Genomic DNA, 22,059 nt, shown 5'->3' with positions numbered 1-22,059 from the left:
ATTAATTTACAATTCCATTGTGTTGCCTCAAGGGCCTGTCCATTCAATTCCTATCACATCCTGTTAAACAACTATCCGCTGTTGTTATCCTTGCTGTATCGTCCTGATACGTTCCTTTGTGCAACAATCCATTGCGATACTCATCCTGAGCCTGTCCTAATTTCCGTGTTGTCCGTAGTAACCTAATCATTGGTTGTTCGAGTAAGCAGTCCATTTCCTTTTACTCGATAAGCATCACTGCTTGGTTGATGTAGTAATTGTAGCGTGCTGGTACAACTAAAATAGGTTAAAACGGCTATAGATTTACTTATAAAAAATGAGCGTTTATAATAAATCGAATAAAAACAATGGTTTATGTTGGTTTTACTGGGTTGTTATAGGTTTTTTTACTCATTAGCTGTCACCTCTGTAAGAGATGTCTTACGCGGTATTTCCTTTTTGGTCATTAATTACTTATTTACATTTATGTAAAGAGTGTATATTTTCACTTATCACGATAAAATCCCCTGTAAATAATTACTATTTAGGTAAATTGATATGAGAACTGCACTGGCTATACTTACTTGTATTATTAGCGCTTCGCCTGCGTTTGCGAGCGATGTTGTTAATATTTACTCTTTTCGTCAACCGTTTTTAATTCAACCTATTTTAACCGACTTCACTAAGCAAACAGGCATTAAAACGAATGTGGTTTTTGCAAAAAAAGGGTTAATAGAGCGTGTTAAGCGTGAAGGAAAACACAGTAAAGCCGATTTAGTATTAACATCTAATTTTAGTGCACTTATTCAGCTAGAAGATCTAAATTTAACGCAAAGTATTAAAAGTGATCGCATTAAAAACAATATTCCTGCGTCGTATAGAGATAGCGACGGGCAGTGGGTGGCATTAACTAAGCGGGTTCGCAATGTGTATTCATCAAAAGAGCGCCTAGGTGCATTACCTGAACTCACCTACGAAGATTTGGCTAACCCACAGTACAAAGGACAAATTTGTACACGCTCTGGCAAGCATCCTTATAACCTTGGCTTAGTTGCTTCGATGATTGCTCATCACGGTGAGGAAAAAACTAAAACATGGTTAGAAGGTGTTAAAGCTAATTTAGCACGTAAGCCACAAGGGAACGATCGCGCGCAGGTAAAAGCGGTAAAAGAAGGTTTGTGTAATCTTGCTTTAGGTAATAGTTACTACCTTGGCAAAATGCTTCAAGACGACGAGCAAAAAGCGTGGGCTGAGTCTGTTTATATTAATTTTCCTAATCAGCAAAATCGCGGCTCACACATAAATGTTTCGGGTGCTGTCATTACTAAATATGCAAAAAATCCTGATAATGCCCTTAAGCTTATTGAGTTTATGAGCGAAACCCAAGCACAAAATATGTATGCCTCAGTAAATATGGAGTACCCGGTTAAGCAAGGCGTTGAGCTATCAAGTTTAGTGGCCTCTTGGGGAAGCTTTAAAGAAGACGGCCTAGCACTTGATGAGATCAGTAAATATCGTCCGTTAGCCCTTAAGCTAATAGATGAGGTGAAGTTCGACCTTTAATGAATTTTATATTTAAGCTGTCTAAATGGCAGCTCTTTGCTTGGTCGACAGGGCTTTTATTGTCGGCCCCGCTGTTTTTTCTGATATATGAATCTTTACAAGGCGACTCAAAGGTATTTTCTCATCTGTGGGATACCGTGCTGTGGGATTATATTACTAACACCGTACTGCTTATTTTTGGCGTGTGCCTGCTTAGCTGTGCAATTGCGCTACCGCTTGGCTGGCTCAGTGCGTATTGCTCCTTCCCCGGAAAAAAGCAATTTGAATGGGCGCTTATGCTGCCCCTTGCAATGCCTACCTATTTAATAGCTTATGTGTATACCGATTTGCTAGATTACGCTGGCCCTGTGCAAATAGCCCTAAGAGACTGGTTTGATTGGCACTCGCCAACGGATTATTGGTTTTTTGATATTCGCACTTTGCTCGGCGCTATTGTAATGATTGCACTTGTGCTGTATCCGTATTTATTTTTAATTTTTAAAACCGCATTGCGAGAGCAGTCATTTAAGTTAGTGCAAGCTAGTCAATTAATGGGTTTATCGCCTTGGCAAAGCTTTTTTAAGGTAAGTATAGTGCTTTCTCGTGGCTCAATTGTGGCAGCCCTTGCGCTCATAAGCATGGAAACCATGGCCGACTATGCAACGGTAAGTTACTTTGCAGTGAGCACTTTAACCACCGCAGTGTACGATACATGGTTTGGTTATTACTCACTCACGGCTGCAGCGAAAATATCGGGCGTTATGCTGTTACTGCTGTTTTTAGCTTTAATGGCGGAGCGCTTTAGTCGGCGTAACCAAGCCGTGTTTGAGCGTCAATCAGGTGTTAATAGCGAGTCGTTGTATAAACTTAAAGGTAAACATGCATGGCTGGCTACGTCATTTTGCAGTGTTATTTTACTCATTGCTTTTATTATACCTATGTTGGTATTGCTAAATTATGCAATAACTTACTTTGATAAAGCCTGGAACACGGCATTTTTTAGTTACGCGTGGCAAAGTTTAAAAGTAGCTATTACTGTAAGCGTAATCAGCATAGTACTCGCTACACTAATCGTTTTTTATCAGCGTGTGGCAAAGCAAGGCTATTCTTTAATACCTGGTCGTTTAGCGAGCACCGGCTATGCACTGCCAGGTACGGTTCTGGCTATTGCTGTGTTATTACCGCTTAGCGCATTAGAAAACTCAATAAATACAGTCCTTGAGGGCTACAACCTAGATATAGGTTTATTACTAACCGGCAGCATTGTCACTATTATACTGGCTTACTTAGTGCGCTTTTATGCCATTGCGCACGGTGCTATAGAATCGAGCTTTGTACGTATTAGTCCATCACTGGATATGGCTAGCCAATCTATGGGTAAAAGCCAAGGGCAAACACTGCGCTTAGTGCACCTTCCTTTATTACGTAGAGGTCTTTTAACAGCTGCATTGCTTGTATTTATTGAGTGTATGAAAGAGCTGCCAGCCGCATTACTATTAAGGCCTTTTGACTTTGAAAGTTTAGCCACACATGTATTTCAATATGTGAGCGATGAGCAGCTTGAGCTTGCTTCTATTTCCGCTTTATTTATTGTTTTGGTTGGGTTGATCCCCTTGTATTTTATTAATCGTTCTATGGAGCAACGCAGTTAAATGAGCCGTTTAAATTTACAAGGTGTGGGTTATCACTACAGTGGCACGCACGTGCTACACAATTTAGATTTAACGGTGGGTCAAGACGAAATTGTGTGTTTGCTCGGGGCCAGCGGCTGCGGTAAAACAACCACCTTAAAAGCAATTGCTGGCCTTATTGAAATAAATGAAGGTAGCGTATTTATAGATGGCAAATGTGTAAGCGATAAGCATACATTTGTATCACCAGAGCATCGTAATATAGGGATGATGTTTCAAGATTATGCCTTGTTTCCGCACCTCAGTGTGGCCGATAATATTGCGTTTGGGCTGGGTAAAATAAGCAAAGTTCAAAAACAGCAACGGGTAGAGGAAATGCTAGAGCTAGTGCATTTAACAGGGTGTGCAAAACGCTACCCTCATCAGCTCTCGGGCGGCCAGCAGCAACGCGTGGCTATTGCGCGGGCTTTGGCTTATAAGCCTAGTTTATTGCTTCTTGATGAGCCTTTTTCGAACATAGATACACAAGTACGTTTTGAGTTAATTGCTGATATTAGGCGCATTATTAAAGCGCAGCAGGTTTCTGCGGTATTTGTTAGCCACTCAAAAGAAGAAGCCTTTGCGTTTTCAGACACGCTAGCCATTATGCACCAAGGAAAAATAGCCCAACAAGGTACACCAGAGCAGCTTTTTGCCGTGCCAAAGACAAAGGAGGTTGCAGAGTTTCTGGGTCAGGGCATATACTTAGTCGCAGAAGTGTTAACGGCAACTGAATACGCAACGCCTTTTGGTGTCGTGCAATCGCAGCATGAGCATACGCACAGTGCAATAAAAGGGCAGGTGTATATTCGTCCACACCATATTGAGCTTGCGCAAAATACGCAGGCCGATAACCCTCAAGGTGTGAGCATTTTAAGCCGTCGGTTTATAGGCTCGGCTTATGTTTTCACTGTTGTAATTGCAGAGCAAGAGATTGAAGTTGCCGCACAATATGGCCAGTCATTTGAAATAAATGAGCAGGTTATAATAAAAATAAAACCTCACACGGTGAATTTTTTCGAATCATAACAAATGTGTTATTCGCTGTGTTTTATAAAGCTAAGGAATAACAATGGCGCAAGCGCAATCTGGGATTTGTGCTGAAGCAAACTTACACGGTTTGCATTTATTTTTTAATGTATTTGATGGTCAAGACGAGTCATTGCGTGCAAAGCTTAAGCGCGTAAGCGCAATTGAAGAAGAGTTTAGTGATCAGTTCTCCGAAGCCATGCTTTCGTGCATGGTGGCTATAGGCGCGCAATATTGGCCGCATATACTACCTGAATATATCCCAAGCGAGCTGCAAAGCTTTCCTAATATAAATCACAGTGATTTTGTTATGCGCGTACAGCCATGTGATTTATTCATACAAATCCGCTCAGACAGAGAAGATGTTAATCACCTTTTTGCATTGCAAATATTAAAGTTGTTTTCGCCCGATGTAGAGCTAGTTGAACAAATTCGCAATTTTAGGTTTTTAGATGGGCGAGACTTTAACGGCTTTATTTATGCAGGCGACACCCCACATGGACGCCAAAAACGAATCACGGCACTGGTTAATAACCCCGACAGCTTTGAACACCAAGGCAGCTATATTCATGTACAGCGTTATAAGCATGACCTGAGTGTATGGCAGCATTTATCACTAAGCGAGCAAGAGCATATTATGGGGCGCACGCGTTTAGATAACACTTTAATTGAGCCTAAGGTAGATACTAGCCACGCGACTAGAAGTGAGCTAAAAGATGAGAGCGGCCAAGCTATACTGCTTAACCAAAGCATGCCGTATGGCGATGTTTACGAGCAAGGCATGCTAAGTATTACATGCTCAGCATCGGGGAATGCGTTTGAAAAGGTACTTAACAGCCGCATAGGAAAAGGGGAGTGTTACGACCACTGGCTTGATTTTACTCAAGCCGATATGGGCTCAGCGTTTTTTGCGCCGTCAGTTAGTTTTTTAAAACAGCTTTAAACCGTATCAAATAAAATACGTACGCGCTCTAGTGTAATGTCTATTTCAGATATTTTTGCTGGCGCAATAAAAATAGTGTCATCTCCGGCAATTGTGCCCAATACACCATCCGCTTTGCCTAGTGAGTCTAATAAGCGGGCAATTAACTGCGCAGCGCCTGGGCTGGTGGTTATAATAATCATCATTTCGTTATGCATAATATCAATAACAAGCTGGCGTAGTGGGCTTTTAGCAGTCGGTACGCCCATTTCTGCGGGTAGGCAATAAACCATTTCTTGTTTAGCATTACGGGTACGCACAGCGCCAAACTTGCTAAGCATGCGCGACACCTTACTTTGGCTTATATTGTCAAAGCCTTGCTCTTTTAATGCTTCGACTATTTCGCCTTGCGAGCCAAAGTTCTCTTCTTTTAAAAGTGCTTTAAACGCTTTTACCAGCGCTTCTTGTTTGTCTTGTGGTTGCATAGTCTTTATTCATTTTTGTTATTTATAATGCAAATTCTACACAAAAATGAATAATTATGCAGCAGTTGTTTAGTTAACTTGCCAGTTTGCTGCGATAAACCAACAAAGTTTACAACTATGGTCGAAAATATACCTGAAATAAGCAGGATAAATTTGTTTTTAGTCGCTAATTTCATTATCTTAAGAGCCACAAATATTTCCTACCTCAAATTACGGAGAATTCCAATGAAAGTTGCTGTATTAGGTGCTGCAGGCGGTATCGGTCAAGCGTTGTCTTTATTATTAAAAACAGGCTTACCAGCTGGTTCTGAATTATCACTTTACGATGTTGCACCAGTTGTACCAGGTGTTGCGGTTGACCTATCTCACATCCCTACAGATGTTAAAGTAGCAGGTTTTGGCGCAGACGATTTAAATAAAGCGCTTGAAGGGTGTGATATCGTACTTATCCCAGCGGGTATGCCACGTAAACCAGGTATGGATCGTGCGGATTTATTTAACGTAAACGCAGGTATCATCAAAACATTAGCAGAAGGCATTGTAGCTAGCTGTCCTAAAGCGTTAGTGGGTGTTATCACTAACCCAGTAAACGGCACTGTGCCAATTGTTGCTGAAGTATTCAAAAAAGCAGGTACTTACGACGCTAAGCGCGTATTTGGTATCACTACGCTTGACGTAATTCGTTCAGAAGCATTTGTTGCTGAGCTTAAAGGCGTAGACGTAGCAACCGTTAAAGTACCAGTAATTGGTGGCCACTCTGGCACAACCATTCTGCCTCTACTTTCTCAAGTTGAAGGCGTAAGCTTCACTGAAGAAGAAGTAGCTACACTTACTCCACGTATCCAAAATGCAGGTACTGAAGTAGTAAATGCTAAAGCGGGCGGTGGTTCAGCTACATTATCGATGGGTGCTGCTGCAGCACGTTTTTGTATGTCTTTAGTTAAAGGCCTACAAGGTGAAGACGTAGTAGATTACGCATACGTTGCTGTTGAAAATGGCGATGCAGAGTACTTTGCTCACCCAGTACGTTTAGGCACAAACGGCGTAGAAGAAATTCTTTCTTACGGCGAGCTAAGCGCATTTGAAGAAAAAGCTAAAAACGACATGCTTGAAACTCTGAAAAAAGACATCAAAGAAGGTGTTGATTTCATGGCATAATAGCCAAGTTATGCACAAAAAAGCCTGCTTATGCAGGCTTTTTTATTGCTCGAAAATTATGGCCCTTAAATACTAATTAAGGGAGGCTGCAAAGTTAGTGATCTCGCTCTACAGCTATACGCGCTAAGCTGATTAACGCTTGCTTGTACTGCGACTCTGCTAAAAAGTCTAAACAGGCAATGGCCTTGTCTGCTTCTTGCTGCGCCTTTTGCATTGTAAATTCAAGTGCGTTGGTTTGTTTAAGTGCCGTTAAAATAGCCTCAAGGTTATCCATACCATTGCAATGCTCAATGGCATCACGAATAAGGGCTCTTTGCTGATCACTGCCGTGCTTCATCGCATATATTAGCGGTAAGGTTGGCTTACCTTCTGCTAAATCATCACCAATATTTTTACCTAATTGGTCAGCGTCTGCGTTGTAATCAAGCACGTCATCAACTAACTGAAAAGCAGTACCTAAGTGCATACCATATAAATTAAGCGCATCTAACACACTGTTATCTTGCTCGGTAATAATAGCCGCAAGCCCTGTAGCGGCTTCAAATAATTTAGCCGTTTTAGAGTAAATAACCTGCATGTAACTTGCTTCGGTGGTATTAGGGTCGTTGCAATTCATAAGTTGCAATACTTCGCCCTCAGCAATCACGTTGGTGGCATCAGCAAGCACTTGCATAATTTGCATTTTGCCCAGCCCCACCATAAGTTGAAACGAGCGGGTGTAAATAAAATCCCCAACCAGCACGCTGGCAGCATTACCAAACTCGGCATTTGCAGTTGGTGTACCACGGCGCAGGTTAGATTCATCAACAACATCATCATGTAATAGTGTTGCAGTATGAATAAATTCAACAATCGTTGCCAAAGTAATGTGATCTTTACCTTGGTAACCCAAAGCTCTTGCTGCCAATATTGCCAGCATCGGGCGTACGCGTTTGCCGCCGCTGTTAACGATGTACAAACCAAGTTGATTGACTAACGCCACATCTGAGCGCATTTGCGCGTGTATAAGTTGATTGACGTCATTCATATCGCTTTCGATTAACGCCTGGATAGCTTTTATATCCATTGATCTCCGAGCCAATTTTTATGTGTGAACGGCGCCGATTGTACAACAAAAAAAGCACTAGCTCGATATTTTGTGACGATTCATTAAAAAAACCGAGTTAAAAACCTTAATTAGCGCTTAATTAGGGTATTTAATTGTATATTTCACACTCAAAGCGCGACTATTTATTGCGCAGTCAATGGGTTCTGGAGTAGGCATAGCGACACGTAAATTTATTTTGTCTTTGCACTAAAAAGCGCTTGGCAACAGGGCAATTTAATATAAAATGGGGGAAATATTGAATTGCTCTCAATGCAGCTACTTTTTATTCATTTTAATTACAAAATAGGCTTGCTAGTTTTTATGCATTAGCGTAAACTTCGCGCCCTATCGAAGAATATTTTAGTTGCGTCGATTTGAGGGCGCACAGACGGAGTTAATTATGTACGCGGTTTTCCAAAGTGGTGGTAAACAGCATCGTGTGACTGAAGGTCAAACGATTCGTCTTGAAAAATTAGACGTTGAAACTGGTGCAGCAGTTGAATTTGATTCAGTACTTTTAGTTGCTGATGGTGAGAAAATCGAGATCGGTGTACCGTTCGTAAACGGTGGTAAAGTAACAGCTGAGGTTGTTTCACATGGTCGCGGTGAGAAGATTAAGGTTGTTAAATTTAGACGCCGTAAGCATTCTCGTAAGCAAATGGGCCATCGTCAATGGTTCACTGAAGTTAAAATCACTGGCATTAGCGCTTAATTAGAGGTACTTAGAAATGGCACATAAAAAAGCAGCTGGTAGTACTCGTAACGGTCGCGATTCAGAAAGCAAACGCCTAGGTGTTAAGCGTTTTGGTGGCGAATCAGTTCTAGCGGGTAGCATCATTGTTCGTCAACGTGGTACTCGTTTCCACGCTGGCGCAAACGTAGGTATCGGTAAAGACCACACTATCTTCGCAAAAGCAGACGGTAAAGTTCAATTTGAACAAAAAGGTCCTTTAAACCGTAAATACGTAACTATCGTAGCTGAGTAATCAGTAAGGTAGTAAAAAACCCCGCCTTTGCGGGGTTTTTTGTTTTCAGAAACGTCAAATATATACCCAAGCCTGCATTTACGTTGGCTTGGGTATATAATAGTTAAATTAAAGCCAATCCCTAAAGTGAGTAATCATGAAGTTTGTAGATGAAGTAGAAATTCGCGCAGAAGCTGGTGACGGCGGCAGCGGTGTCGTGTCTTTCCGTCGAGAAAAATATGTACCAGACGGTGGCCCGGACGGCGGTGACGGTGGAGACGGTGGTAGTGTTTATCTACAAGCTGATGAAAACTTAAATACCCTAATTGATTACCAGTTTGAGCGTTTTCACCGTGCAGAGCGTGGTACGAATGGTCAAAGCCGTAACTGTACAGGTAAAAAGGGCGAAGACTTGGTAGTAAAAGTACCTGTTGGTACACGTATTACCGACGTTGACACTCAAGAGGCGTTAGGCGATTTAACGCAGCATGGTCAAAAAATTGTGGTTGCAAAAGGTGGTTTCCATGGCTTGGGGAATGCACGTTTTAAATCAAGTACTAACCGTGCTCCACGTCAAAAAACGTTAGGTACTCCAGGCGAAGTTCGTAACCTTAAATTAGAGCTTATGCTACTTGCCGATGTAGGCTTATTAGGGTTGCCAAATGCAGGTAAATCAACGTTTATTCGCAGTGTATCGGCAGCAAAGCCAAAAGTAGCTGATTACCCGTTTACCACGCTAATTCCTAATTTAGGGGTTGTGCGCCCAGAGGCTAACAAATCCTTTGTAATAGCCGATATTCCGGGCTTAATTGAAGGTGCCTCAGACGGTGCTGGCCTAGGTATTCGCTTTTTGAAGCATTTAGAGCGTTGTCGTGTATTGTTACACGTGATTGATGTTATGCCTGTTGATGGTTCAAACCCTGTTGATAATGCATTTGCCATTATTAACGAGTTACACCAATACAGCCCTAAGCTTGCTGAAAAGCCACGCTGGTTAGTGTTTAATAAAATAGACTTATTACCAGAAGATGAAGCGCAAGCTTTGTGTGAGCAAATTGCGCAAGAGCTAGGTGAAGAAGAAAACGTTTACCGTATTTCAGCAGTCAATAAGCTTAATACTCAGCCATTAATTCACGATATTATGGCATTACTTGATAGCATGCCTAAAGAGAAGTTCGTTGAGATTGAAGACGAAGAAGTTGAGTTCAAGTGGGATACCTACCATCAAAAAGCAACCAAAGGCGATGATGATGATTGGGACGACTGGGATGAAGACGACTACGATGTAGAAGTGGTCTACGAGCGTTAATAAAAAACATATTTTAAAAAGGAGCATAAGCTCCTTTTTTATTTTTTAAGAATAAAGTACTAGGTATTTGATGTGATAATTTCAATGATCGCCGCAATGGCAAACAACCGTGTAATTGGTCTTGATAATAAAATGCCGTGGCATTTACCCGCCGATCTACAGCATTTTAAAAAGGTAACAACAGGCAAACCTGTCGTTATGGGGCGTAAAACATTTGAATCGATAGGTCGCCCTTTACCTGGGCGTCGCAACATAATTATTACCCGTAATAGCCAGTATAGCGCTCAAGGTATTGAGACGGTCACCACCCCAGAGGCTGCGCTAGAGCTGGTTAAAGCCGAAGAAGAGGTGATGATAATTGGCGGTGGTAATATTTATCAGCAGTTTTTACCAAGTGCCGATCGTTTATATTTAACCTTTATAGATTTAGAGGTTGAAGGGGATACGCAGTTTCCAGATTACCAAGCGGTAGCAACGTGGGAAAACGTCGACGAACACGCAAATAAACCCGATGAAAAGAATCAATATAGTTATAAATTCGTAACTTTATATAAAAAAGATTAACATTATTGCGAAACTTACAGCAGGTTGGTACAATATTAGACAATCAACATAGGTAAAAAGTACCATAAAGGGTGTTTCATGTTTAAATTGTCAAAGCTAATTGTTATTACAGCCGTTGCTGCTGGTTCGTTAATGTATACTGTGCCTGCTAAAGCCAATGATCAATTAGCAGTATCTATTTGTGAATATATCACAGCTGATGATAAAAACCGTTTACGTAGTAAACTAAAAAGCTCACGTGTAAAAATTCGCAATATTTACGATGCTATTCAATGTAATGGTAATAATTTACTTCGCCATGCTGTAGTTAGTAACGCTGTTGACTCGGGCGAGTACATAGTTAAAAACTTATCAAAAAGCGCACTGTCTGATGGCGCTGATATAGCATGGGCCGAAGGCAATGGCCACGGTGGCTCACCGTTAATTGCTGTAATTAAAGACCGTGCTGGCCTTTAATTAACACAATAAAATAAAAACCGCGCGGGTCGCGGTTTTTTTGTGCCTGGCGTTAGCTAATACGCAGCGCTTTAGTAATGGTGATAGCTGTATTAAGCCTATTTTAATTTGAACCTTACGTGATGAAACTCTCACCTTGTAATTAACCCGCGTTTCTTATCTTTAATAGCATATAAATTTAAGTCGGTTGGTTTAATAAAGGCGCTGTATTCGCTAAGCCTTTACTCGTATATTTGGGGCAAATATACGTGTTTTCCCTGAGTTACATAAAATTGTCATAAATAGTTAATAGTCTACGCGCTTAAACAATAGGGGTTGTTATTTATGCGCGTATCATCTTTTACTCGGCTGTTAGCCATACTGTTAACATTGGCAAGTATTTTATTAGCCATCACACTATTTTGGGCAAGCCAAACTTTACTTAAGCTTGAGCAACAAGACAGCGCATACAGTAAATTAAAAAACACGATTTTAGTGGATTTAGCCGGTGACCTAGGCAGTTATCTAGAACAAGGTGATAGCCAATACTTAAATCAATCATCAGCCCTAATTGAACAAGTAAAAACACAGCAACTCGCAGTACTCCCTTCGGTACTTGCCGAGCAATTAAATGATCAGCTCAGCACGTTAGATACCGATATTAAAGGTAAGTACAGAGCGCTGGGTAAATTGTCGGGCAACGAAACGGCGTTACTTGATAATGCAATTCGCCAAATGGCCGGCTCAGCCTCGTCATTGATTGGTTATGCAAAAAAATCCCCTAATCAAAATAGCGATGCGCAAGCTTATTACACACTGGGCGCAGATTACTATAATGAGGTGACCAACCTTGCCTTATTTACTTATCAACTAATCGTAAGTTACGACAACAATACTGAACAAAGCTTGCAGCAAAGTATTGCTAATTTAAATGGGTTAGCAGCCAAAATAGAGCAACTCCCTAATTTAGGTGTTATGAGCGAAGTTGACGAAGATGCTTTATTTTTTGACGAAGAAGCTGAAGATTTGGCCGATGAAATAAAATCTGAAATTACCAGCTGGCCTAACCGCTACCCCCGTGATTTAGCCAGTACATTAGCGCAAGCCCAGCAACGTGAAGCCGGCACCAATGAATTGCGTGAGCAAATTAGCTTGCTCTCTAAAACCGTTATTAATGCAGAGCAGCAACTAAAACATGCACAAGGGGCGCTTAAAGAAAACGTATTTTGGGTATTTTGCTTTGCTATTGGCGCTTTGGTGATGCTAGCCGCAGGGGTTTATATTGTGCAGCGTAACCAAGTGCTCAACCCATTAAGGCAACTCAGAGACGGGTTTGCCTTTTTAATTGAAAGTAACGAGCTTAAAAACATTGAAAGTAAGAACCCAAAAACAGAGGTTGGCGAAATAGCCAGTTACTTTAATTTATTAATTGAACGACAGCGCAAAGAGGCGCAAGAGCGTGCCCAAATGCTAAAAGTGGTAAATGATTTTATGCAGCAAATGAGTGAGCATTTACAAACTATTAGTCAAAAAGCGTCTACAAGTCATGGGCAAGTGGAGCAAAACCAACATTTGCTTGCTGATATTCAACAAATTGGCGAGCAGGTAAATAATATTAATGCCCAAGTGGCTGATAACGCCCAACACACTTTTAGTGCAATGGAGCAAAGTTTAGGCTTTGCACAAAGCATGCTAAGTGCCAGTTCAGACACGCAAACACGGGTTGAGCAAAGTATGCAAAACCTACAAGAGCTGCTTGCTGGGGTTGAAGGCGTTGGGCAAATTATTGAAGTGATCCGCAATATTGCCGATCAAACAAACCTACTAGCGTTAAATGCAGCAATTGAGTCAGCACGTGCTGGCGAGCATGGCCGAGGCTTTGCTGTTGTAGCTGATGAAGTACGCCAGCTTGCCCGTCAGACTCAAGGCTCATTGAGCGATATTAATGAGCAGCTCACACTACTGAGCGAAAAGTCGGGCACAGTATCTACACAAATTGCGGCCTTAGCAGATGGCGCGCAGTCGCAAACACAAAATGCGCAAGAGCTAAAAGTAAACTCAGAGGGCGTGGCCGATAACGCTCAGCAAGCCAACAAAGTGGCATTTGAGGCCATGGAGCTGGCTAAACAGCAAAGTAATTTGCTAGATAACTTTAGCCAGTCAATGCAAAGTATGAAAGGCCAAGTAAGCGAATCAAGCTTACTTGTTGACGATATTCATAGCCAGTTACAACAGCAAATGCAAACCATAAAAGTAAACCTTGGCTTGTAAATACCTGCTAACACAAAGGTAATTAGCGTTATACTGTAGGCTCATTAATCAAATGCTTTAAGGATTTATCATGATTGAACAAGGTCAAACGTTACCCGCAGTTACATTAACGCAGCTAACAGACGAAGGCATGCAAACTCATACTAACGCTGAGCTTTTTAATGGTAAAAAGGTTGTGCTTTTTGCTGTACCGGGTGCATTTACGCCTACCTGTTCAAATGCGCATTTACCTGAATTTATAACCCTTAGTGATAAAATTAAAGCGAAAGGTATTGCGGCAATTTACTGTGTATCGGTTAACGATGCTTTTGTAATGAAAGCGTGGGGAGAATCTCAAAATGCCCAACAAATCGATATGTTAGCAGATGGCGATGGCAGTTTTACTAAAGCGTTAGGGTTTGATAAAGACACCGGCAGTTTTGGTGGAACACGCTCTACGCGCTATGCAATGATAGTCGACGATAATGTAGTAACAGGGCTGTTTGTTGAAAAAGACAAAGAGTTTTCAGTAAGTCGTGCAGAGTCTGTGTTAGAAAAACTATAATCGCATTATTAAAGCCCTAAGTGCATGCACTTAGGGCCTTTTAATTATGGCTGGTATTGGCCACTTAATGTTAAACCCGAAAAGGTTCTGTAAGCGTTAACGCTTAAATGCCACGTACCCGCTTGCGGATTGCTAAACGTACATGTTTCTGCGTTGCCGTTTTTATAAGGACGACAGTCGTAGCTAGATGCAGTAGGTTGGCTGCCAAACTTAACAAATAAGTCAGCATCACCTGTACCACCTGAGGTGGTGACTGTAAATGTGCTCATTCCTGCTGGCACATCTAAAGTGTAGTGCTTCCAGTTACCTGTTGTAGCCGTTACATCGCTCACCGTGCCGCCACCGGCTTCTGGTGTAGTTGAACCGCCACCTGTAGAACCACCTGTAATATTACCCACTAAACTAACGCCAGAATAAGCCGAGTAGCCACGAAGCATTACATGGTATGTACCAGCGGTTGGGTTATCAATAGAACACTCTTCGCTATTACCGCCTTTGTACGGACGACAATCGTAGCTTGAGGTAGTTGGTTGGCTGCCTGCGCGTACGTATAAATCTGCATCGCCGCTACCGCCACTCATTGTGAATGTAACATTCGTTGCACCACTTGGCACAGTCATCGTGTAATACGCTTGTGAACTTGCAGCGCCGCTTAAGCCTGTTTTAGCTTCGCCATCTGTCAGTTCGCTATCGCCACCGGTAGGAGGTGTTGTACCGCCACTTGCTGCGGCTACAGCGGCTGCTGCATCAACAATACCTGTACCACAACTTGTACACGTTGCTGGGAATGAGCGGGTGGTCGATTTTAAAATGCTTTCTATTTCATCTGGGGTAGCATTTGGTTTAGCTTGCTTTATCAGGGCTGCAACACCAGCAACATGAGGCGCCGCCATTGATGTACCTTGAGAGAACGCATAGTTATCGCTTGAAGGTGTAGACGAGCCTGAGTTATAGGTTGATAAAACGCCTTCAGAGTCGTTTGCAAAGCTTTGTGCGCCGCCCGGCGCTGCAACATCAATATTGCTACCGTAGTTTGAATAATATGCTCGTCCGCCGTTACGTCCAACAGAGGCAACATTAACAACGCCACTACAGTTACCTGGATTATAGTTTGCTGAGTTATCGTTATCATTACCGGCAGCAATAACCACGACTGCACCGTTGCTGCGTGCTGTGTTAATTGCGTTTTGTGTGGTAGAGCTACACGAGCCGCTGCCACCTAAGCTCATATTAATTACATCAGCAGGGTTTGAGTTGGCAGGAATGCCCGATACACTTCCGCCAGATGCCCAAATAATGCCATCAGCAATGTCTGATGTTAAACCTCCACACTTACCAAGTACACGTACAGGCACAACTTTAGCGCCATAAGCCACACCGGCAACACCTTCACCGTTATTAGTAACAGCCGCAACCGTACCTGCTACGTGCGTACCGTGCCAGCTTGAGCCTTGTGCGCCGTTATTTCCACATTCGCCAGCGGCTACAGCATCGCCCGGATCGCGTGCGTCACTGTCGCGACCGCCGCCATCATTAGCTACCGATAGATTAGAGATCATATCGTAACCCGGTAAAATGTTAGCATTTAAATCAATATGAGGGCGGTAGCCAGTATCAAGTACCGCAACCACTACGCCACTGCCTGTTGCAGTATCCCATGCGGTTGGTAAGTTTAGGCCGCCCGCTTGCTCGTAGTAGTGCCATTGATCGCCGTAACGAGGGTCGTTAGGCGTTGCAAATGGTTTTAACATTTGATCCACTTCAATGTATTCAACATTGCCAGAATCAACCATTTCTTGCATAAATTCTTGTGCTTCTGCAGCGCTTAGTTTTTTATCTGCGCGCATAACGTGGTGGTTATTAAGCGCCATTGCACGGATGTACTTCGCTTTTACTTTACCTTTTTTAGAAGCGAAATTTTTTACAAAGCGTTGAGCACGCTTTTTCATATTTGCAGGGCTTGCGTCAGCAGACGAAATGCTTAGCATATCGTTCGCGCTATTTTTGTACTTAATAATAAACTGAGTTTCAAAACCCGATTGGCTTTGTAGTTTGGCTGTTGTTTCTGCCATAGAGGTAGACACATCTTGAGCAACACTTGCAGATGCTGCAAATACCGTACTAATAGTGAGCGCGATAGCGCAACGCTTAAATGATTTACTTGTTGTCATAATTATCCCTAGTTGTTATTAGTTAGTTCGTAATATTAAATTACGAAACAGAAACAAAGGTAAATGATCTGTTAATTTCTTTAAAATAATAATTGCTTATGTACCTATTTCTTTTAGTTATAACCTAGGTGTACGGTGCCTTTGTCGTTGTTTAGTATTTATCATACAAAACAAAAATAAGCATAAAGGATTGTTATTTTTACACTGTTTAGAAAAGCCATAACTAGCCTCGGTTACATTTGTTGCTATAAATTTAATAATAAATTCTATTCAGAGTGTTTAAACAAACTTTGCTATAATCGGGCAAATTTTTGAGTAGGGCGAAGTAATGAATCAAGTAGATGTAATTGTGATTGGCGCAGGTGCAGCCGGATTAATGAGTGCAGCACAAGCAGGTTATCGCGGGCGTAGCGTTACAGTGCTTGATATGGGCAAAAAGCCTGGTCGAAAAATTTTAATAAGTGGTGGTGGGCGTTGTAATTTTACCAATGAAAATGCCAGTCCAGAAAACTACTTATGCAGTAACCCTCACTTTGTTAAATCGTGCTTAAGCCGCTATACCCAACACGATTTTATTGAGCTGGTGGACCGCCACGGCTTGGCATACCATCATAAAACCTTAGGCCAATTGTTTTGCGATAACAGCGCGCAAGATATAGTCGATATACTACTTACCGAATGCGAGTGGGCTGGTGTTAATATTAAATTGCGCAGCGAAGTGTTAAATGTGGCTAAAACCGATATTGGCTACCGTGTTACCACTGAGCAAGAAACACTGACTTGTGAATCGCTAGTTATCGCATCGGGCGGTTTAACAATGCCCAAGCTGGGCGCCACTCCTATAGGTTATAAAATTGCAGAGCAGTTTGGCTTAAACGTACTACCTACCATGGCGGCGCTTGTGCCATTTACTTTGCATCAACACGATAAAGAACGCTTTGAAGGGCTTTCAGGAATTAGTATACCGTGCGAAGTGTCTAGCGAAGACGGCACTGTATTTAAAGAGAATATTTTGTTTACTCACCGAGGTTTATCGGGGCCTGCCATATTGCAAATAAGCTCATTTTGGCGAGCAGGGCAGGCAGTAAGCATAAACTTGCTCCCTGATCTCGATTTAAAACAGCAACTGGCTGATTGGCGAGAAACACAAGCTCAAAAATCATTAAAAAACAGCCTTGCGACTATTTTACCCAAACGCTTTATAGACATACTGCACGACAGCAAAGCAATTCCAGATTGTAATATTAATCAGCTTACCCATGCTCAAATAGATGAGTTAGCAAGCTATATTCACGCATGGCAAATAAAACCTAATGGCACAGAGGGCTATCGTACCGCCGAGGTAACTTTGGGCGGCGTTGATACCGATGAGCTGAGCTCTAAAACCTTTGAAGCTAAAAAAGCCAAAGGCTTATATTTTATAGGCGAAGTAACCGATGTAACGGGCTGGCTTGGGGGCTACAACTTCCAGTATGCGTGGAGCTGTGGGTTTGCATGTGGGCAATATGCATAAGTATTTCAGCGTATTGTGATAGATGAGATAAAAATATTACACTCTTAATTAAGGTGATTTTAAAGAGTGCAATATTGGTGCGTATATTTTTGCTGTTAAGTATTGTCGCTACAAGTTTTAATGCATTAGCATCAGAAAACTACAGCGATCATGAAGCGTTTTGCTTGCAACAGCCCAAAACGCACTGTTTAACTTATATAGAAACGCGCCTTAATGAAGTCAAAGATAACCCTGTACAGTGGTACAAAATAAAAACCTACCAATTTGATTACTACTACGACTACCAACAGTTCGAAAACTTACTCAACGCTATTACTCCTTTTTTAGAGCAAGATAAGCTGCCCGATGTATTTAAGCTACAAATGTATTTTTATTACGCGAAAGCACTTAACTATATTGGCAAAAAAGCAGAAGCTAAAACGTATGCCGCTAAAGCGTTTACCCAGTTAGACGGGATATATAGTGCTTTTGGTGACCCTTTAAGATTAGTGGAGTTGGCTAACCTACACTATGTGTTTGGTAGTAAAAAAGCAGCGATGCGATTACTAAGAGATGCCGAGCAGCGCTTTGCAAAAAATAACGATCCTATTTTTCATTTAGAGCTGCACATTAACAAAGCGCATATTTACTTAAAGTGGCAGCAATACGAGCACGCAGTAAAAAGTAATTTAATGGCCTATAACGCCATAAAAAACACCAACCACGCTGCTAAAATAGTGATTGCTAGCGGTAACTTAGCGTACAGTTATCAGCAAAATAAAGAGTATTTAGAAGCTATAAATTATTATAAAACCGCATTCAAATTTACTGAGCCCTCAAGCATTTACCATGCTATTTATAGCTTACGTTTAGCGCAGGTATATTTACAAATAGGTAAAAAGGTACAAGCGAAAGAATGGCTTAGTCGCATTGATAGAAACGCCACCGAGTTTGGTAAAGGCCATGCTGCATTGTATAGCAAGCTGCAGCACGCCCTTAGCAATAATTAATTTGCAATCGCTGCTTTATATGGGGTGTTAACGCCTGCGTAACGCGGGCCAAATATTTCTAAACCTTTAGGGCCTGTAAATTCCTTTGGTGCTGGTAAAATTACAACGGCTACTTTCATGCCTACCGCGTAATTAGGATTAGTAATGGGTGTGCCTGTTTGGCTGTTAATACAGCATATTAAATCAGGAATAGTTACGTGCACTTCATCATTTAAAAACGCGGCCATGTTTTCGTTTTTAACCGTTATTTTGTAGCTGTTATTTATAAACTCGCTTAACCCTTTAATTGTTACTTCGCCTAACGTAAACCCTTCTACGGTGTTAAATTCAAATGTGCTTACCTCGCCTTCAAAGGCAACAAAGCCGCCGCCGTGCTTGGCAATTATGTGTGCGGTGTTAGCGTGCTGCTCGTTGGCTTCACGCATTGCTTTACCGAGTTTAAGGGCTTTACTAATGGTGCCATGAATAACCGCGTTTTTCATTTGCTCAATAGGTAAAATATGATCAATGGCTGCAATGTCGTTACGGCTAATTTTAGCCAGTGCTCGCACGACTGTTTCGGCGCGTAAGTCATCCATTACATTTTCGCAAATAAAGCACTCACCAAATTCATTCGCGGTAATAATGGGCGCTGCGGGTAAGTTATTTAAATAATAGGTTGAATGGGTGATCTCCGGTACTGCGCGCCCAGCGGGGTCGGCATCAATAATGTAGCCGTCAAACATTGCAGCTAAGTAAAACGATACCGCGGTGTTTGAGCCACCAAGCTCACAACAAATAGTGCCATAAATAGCATCGTTACCTGTGTATTCAAGGGTGCGCTGGTAAGCGGCTAAAATAGCGTGCTTAGTGCTGCGGGGCAAGTTTTCATAAGCGCGTTCTTCTTGTTCACTTAAAGCAGAAATAGCGCCTAACATGTAAGGCGTACAAACAAGCTCACCCGCGGGGACTTCATCGGCACTAATTAGTTTAAAGCTTTTACCCTGTGCGAGTGCTTCGTCAATATAGGCAATGCCTTCACTTAACTCACCGCCGCCGCCAGTGCCTAAAATGGCGCAGCCGTATAAAATATCAATAAGTTGGTCACGATTAAGAATTTGCATGTGTGTATCGCTATTGGTTAACTCATACCCATCCCCAAAATAGATCACTTAATTAAGCGGATTGGTATAAAAACAGCAGGTATTAAAAAAATACCTGCTGTAAAGGTGAAAAAATTAAAATTGGTAACTGAGCTCTATACCGTAACTACGAGGCTTATTAGGTTGGCGCACTAAGTCTGTAACCCCATCTGCCAGTAGAAAAATATCTTCAATAGCGCGCTCATCCGTCAGGTTGTCTACGTAAACTTGAACGCTCCACTGCTCTGATTTGAGCCCTACACCGGCATTTAGGTAGGTATAACGCGACGACTCAACATCAGGAATATCAATACTGAATGTTTTAGGGCCTTCAATTAATAGCTCAGCGCGCGAGAACAGTGACCATTCTCCGTTGAGTGCTAAGTTATGATTTGCCGACAGCCCGTAGTTATACTCAGGCACCCAAAATTGTGGCCTGCCAGCCAGTTCTGGGCGCAGTGCAAAGCGTTTAATTTCTGAATCAACAATACCTGCACTGAGGTTAATACTTAAATTGCTGGTGGCAGCAAAGGCGGCTTCAAGCTCTAAGCCTTTGGTTTGTACTTCGTCAATAGAGAGGTTTTCAAGGGTGAAGGTATCTATATTAAATTGGGTAAATTGCGCATCGTCTTGCTCAATAATAAACGCGGCGCCATTAAGGGTAACTTTGTTATTAAACAAAGCGGTTTTAAAGCCTATTTCGTAGCTGTCAGAAATTTCTTTATCAAAGGTGCGGCTAATACCGTCGGCCGGCTCGTTAAAGCCCCCACTTCTAAAACCACGCGAGTAGCCGGTGTAAAGCAGTAGGTCGTCATTCATTTGGTACGCTAAGGTAACTTTAGGCTGTAATTGGCTAAACGATTTTTTAGCGTAAGTGGCGTCTTTATTGGTTGGGTCGAACGACTCGCGAGTATCGTGATCGTAACGCATCGCACCGGTGAGCTCTAACTGCTCGTTTATATCGTAGTTAAACTGCCCAGCAAGTGCCCATGCATCGCTGCTGTTATTATCGATAATTGAAAGGTAGGGCTCGTCGTTGGCAAAATCTGCACGCGTTAAAATTTCGGCATCGGTAAAATCATCGTAAAATAATACCGCAGTATCGCGGTCGCGCTGTTGATAAAACGCCGACACTGACCATCTAAACTCTTGATCCGACTGGGATATAAACCGCGACTCTACCGTTAACGATTCAATATCGTATAACCCTTCAGTACCAAATGGGGCTCTAAAAAAGCCATCTTCGTCAATAAAGGTGGCATCGGCAGAGTAGTCGCCATCGTAAAAGTGCTCGTTTTCTGAATTGCTGTACGCGGTTACAAACTCAAATTTACCTAAATCGTAATGTTGGGTTAGCTTGGCGCTTAGCTCATATACATCACGCTCATCTTGGTTAATAATATTTTGTGAGGTATTAATTGAAAAGTCTTCAATGGTGTCATCGCTCACCCCTTGGTAGTAAGCAAACCCAGCTTCGCTTGAGGTGTATTTACCTTTAAGATTTATTGAGGTGTCTTCGCTTAGCTCAAACTCTAACTGTGAAAAAACCGATTGCTCTTTTAACGGGTCGGCGTAATCGCCTGTGTAGGTATTTTTAATCAGTCCGTCGGTATCTTTAATGTAACCACCGGCTCTAAAATAAGCGGTGTTTTCATCGTTAAGCGAACCCGATACAACCGCATTCAAATTATACGTGTTGCCATTACCTATTGAGCCTTTAATTTTACCTTCAAAGTCTTCAATGGGTTTTTTAGTTGTCACAATAACCGCACCACCAATGGCGCCGCGGCCATACAGTGCGCCTTGTGCACCACGCATAACTTCAATACGTTCAATATCAACTAGATCTTGGTTTATAAACTCTAAATCGGGGGCGGTAACACCATCAACTACAAACGCTAATGGCGGATCGCCCACCTGCGGTGTAATTAAGCCACGAATAGTAATACGGGCAAGGCCAGGCCTAAAATTATCGAGCTGCGATAAGTTGGGAGTTAAATTAGCAACATCACGAAAGTTAGTAATACGTGATTTTTCGATTGTCTCGGCGCTAAATGCGGTAACAGAGTCGGGCACGTTTTGTATCGACTCAACACGCCCGCGCGATATCACCGAAATTTTCTCTATAGTGTCAGTTACTGTTTGTTGTTGTTCTTGCGCATGCACATAGTTTATGCACGACAGGGTAACTGCCGATGCTAATAGTGTTTTACGAAAGCGTATTTTGTTGTATCTGCTCATGTTCTATGTCCTAATGTGACTATCATGGTGATGTTACTTAGTGATAAACATTGTCGCTTTTTCA

Annotated in this window: 19 protein-coding genes; 14 read left to right on the top strand and 5 right to left on the bottom strand. The window is 42.1% G+C overall.

The features are described 5' to 3' along the window. Nucleotides 1–537: 537 nt before the first annotated feature. The 4 genes from EJ103_RS14280 to EJ103_RS14265 are packed head-to-tail and all read left to right on the top strand — an operon-like array spanning nucleotide 538 to nucleotide 5,163. The gene (locus tag EJ103_RS14280; RefSeq protein ID WP_055252686.1) at nucleotides 538–1,542 is read left to right on the top strand and encodes an extracellular solute-binding protein; all 1,005 of its coding nucleotides are present in this window, start codon (nucleotides 538–540) and stop codon (nucleotides 1,540–1,542) included. Beyond that, on the top strand, nucleotides 1,542–3,173 hold the full coding sequence (locus tag EJ103_RS14275) for an iron ABC transporter permease (protein ID WP_055252688.1): 1,632 nt from the start codon (nucleotides 1,542–1,544) through the stop codon (nucleotides 3,171–3,173). Before EJ103_RS14280 ends, EJ103_RS14275 begins: the two co-directional genes overlap by 1 nt. Beyond that, nucleotides 3,174–4,220, top strand: coding sequence for an ABC transporter ATP-binding protein (locus EJ103_RS14270; protein WP_055252690.1), 1,047 nt, complete (start codon nucleotides 3,174–3,176; stop codon nucleotides 4,218–4,220). A 43-nt stretch (nucleotides 4,221–4,263) separates the two neighbouring features. Then, nucleotides 4,264–5,163, top strand: a complete 900-nt coding sequence (locus EJ103_RS14265) for a Dyp-type peroxidase (protein ID WP_126008271.1) — start codon at nucleotides 4,264–4,266, stop codon at nucleotides 5,161–5,163. On the opposite strand, the gene argR is transcribed toward EJ103_RS14265, so the two are convergent. Continuing rightward, nucleotides 5,160–5,627 carry a transcriptional regulator ArgR gene (argR, locus tag EJ103_RS14260; RefSeq protein ID WP_004587918.1) on the bottom strand — a complete coding sequence of 156 codons (468 nt, stop codon included), beginning with the start codon at nucleotides 5,625–5,627 and terminating at the stop codon, nucleotides 5,160–5,162. The two genes, EJ103_RS14265 and argR, sit on opposite strands and share 4 nt — an antisense overlap. Before the next feature lie 225 nt (nucleotides 5,628–5,852). On the opposite strand from argR, the gene mdh reads away from it, so the two are divergent. Further along, a complete protein-coding gene (gene mdh / locus EJ103_RS14250; RefSeq protein ID WP_004587919.1) occupies nucleotides 5,853–6,785 on the top strand; it encodes a malate dehydrogenase in 933 nt (310 codons plus the stop codon). A 94-nt stretch (nucleotides 6,786–6,879) separates the two neighbouring features. On the opposite strand, the gene ispB is transcribed toward mdh, so the two are convergent. Further along, the gene (gene ispB / locus EJ103_RS14245) at nucleotides 6,880–7,851 is read right to left on the bottom strand and encodes an octaprenyl diphosphate synthase (protein ID WP_054982281.1); all 972 of its coding nucleotides are present in this window, start codon (nucleotides 7,849–7,851) and stop codon (nucleotides 6,880–6,882) included. A gap of 421 nt (nucleotides 7,852–8,272) precedes the next feature. On the opposite strand from ispB, the gene rplU reads away from it, so the two are divergent. From rplU to EJ103_RS14210, 7 genes are all read left to right on the top strand, one after another. Then, nucleotides 8,273–8,584, top strand: a complete 312-nt coding sequence (rplU, locus tag EJ103_RS14240; RefSeq protein WP_004587921.1) for a 50S ribosomal protein L21 — start codon at nucleotides 8,273–8,275, stop codon at nucleotides 8,582–8,584. A gap of 16 nt (nucleotides 8,585–8,600) precedes the next feature. Next, complete coding sequence (gene rpmA, locus EJ103_RS14235) at nucleotides 8,601–8,858, top strand: 50S ribosomal protein L27 (protein WP_004587922.1); 258 nt, start codon at nucleotides 8,601–8,603, stop codon at nucleotides 8,856–8,858. Nucleotides 8,859–8,994: 136 nt separating this feature from the next. Then, nucleotides 8,995–10,146, top strand: coding sequence for an Obg family GTPase CgtA (cgtA, locus tag EJ103_RS14230; protein ID WP_004587923.1), 1,152 nt, complete (start codon nucleotides 8,995–8,997; stop codon nucleotides 10,144–10,146). Between the two features lie 72 nt (nucleotides 10,147–10,218). Further along, nucleotides 10,219–10,710, top strand: a complete 492-nt coding sequence (folA, locus tag EJ103_RS14225; protein ID WP_126008268.1) for a type 3 dihydrofolate reductase — start codon at nucleotides 10,219–10,221, stop codon at nucleotides 10,708–10,710. Between the two features lie 78 nt (nucleotides 10,711–10,788). Then, nucleotides 10,789–11,166 carry a DUF3718 domain-containing protein gene (locus EJ103_RS14220; protein ID WP_126008266.1) on the top strand — a complete coding sequence of 126 codons (378 nt, stop codon included), beginning with the start codon at nucleotides 10,789–10,791 and terminating at the stop codon, nucleotides 11,164–11,166. 324 nt (nucleotides 11,167–11,490) lie between these two features. Then, the gene (locus EJ103_RS14215) at nucleotides 11,491–13,416 is read left to right on the top strand and encodes a methyl-accepting chemotaxis protein (RefSeq protein ID WP_126008265.1); all 1,926 of its coding nucleotides are present in this window, start codon (nucleotides 11,491–11,493) and stop codon (nucleotides 13,414–13,416) included. Nucleotides 13,417–13,486: 70 nt separating this feature from the next. Then, entirely contained in the window at nucleotides 13,487–13,960 is a 474-nt protein-coding gene (locus tag EJ103_RS14210; protein WP_126008263.1) for a peroxiredoxin, read from the top strand. Between the two features lie 44 nt (nucleotides 13,961–14,004). Here EJ103_RS14210 and EJ103_RS14205 read toward each other — a convergent pair whose 3' ends face one another. Beyond that, nucleotides 14,005–16,131 carry a S8 family peptidase gene (locus EJ103_RS14205; RefSeq protein ID WP_126008262.1) on the bottom strand — a complete coding sequence of 709 codons (2,127 nt, stop codon included), beginning with the start codon at nucleotides 16,129–16,131 and terminating at the stop codon, nucleotides 14,005–14,007. A 328-nt stretch (nucleotides 16,132–16,459) separates the two neighbouring features. Between EJ103_RS14205 and EJ103_RS14200 the strand changes: the two genes are divergently transcribed. Next, entirely contained in the window at nucleotides 16,460–17,644 is a 1,185-nt protein-coding gene (locus EJ103_RS14200; RefSeq protein WP_029774315.1) for an NAD(P)/FAD-dependent oxidoreductase, read from the top strand. Nucleotides 17,645–17,721: 77 nt separating this feature from the next. Continuing rightward, the gene (locus tag EJ103_RS14195; RefSeq protein WP_241232280.1) at nucleotides 17,722–18,633 is read left to right on the top strand and encodes a hypothetical protein; all 912 of its coding nucleotides are present in this window, start codon (nucleotides 17,722–17,724) and stop codon (nucleotides 18,631–18,633) included. Here EJ103_RS14195 and EJ103_RS14190 read toward each other — a convergent pair. Both EJ103_RS14190 and EJ103_RS14185 read right to left on the bottom strand, forming a co-directional pair. Further along, nucleotides 18,630–19,736: a DUF917 domain-containing protein gene (locus EJ103_RS14190; RefSeq protein ID WP_126008258.1), complete on the bottom strand. Its 1,107-nt coding sequence runs from the start codon at nucleotides 19,734–19,736 to the stop codon at nucleotides 18,630–18,632. The genes EJ103_RS14195 and EJ103_RS14190 overlap by 4 nt on opposite strands. Before the next feature lie 114 nt (nucleotides 19,737–19,850). Further along, complete coding sequence (locus EJ103_RS14185) at nucleotides 19,851–21,995, bottom strand: TonB-dependent receptor (protein ID WP_126008257.1); 2,145 nt, start codon at nucleotides 21,993–21,995, stop codon at nucleotides 19,851–19,853. Between the last annotated feature and the right edge of the window lie 64 nt (nucleotides 21,996–22,059).

Source organism: Pseudoalteromonas sp. Xi13, assembly GCF_003952205.1.
GTDB lineage: Bacteria > Pseudomonadota > Gammaproteobacteria > Enterobacterales > Alteromonadaceae > Pseudoalteromonas > Pseudoalteromonas atlantica.
The sequence above is the reverse complement of the archived record's forward strand: the minus strand, read 5'-3'. Positions and strand labels throughout refer to the sequence as shown.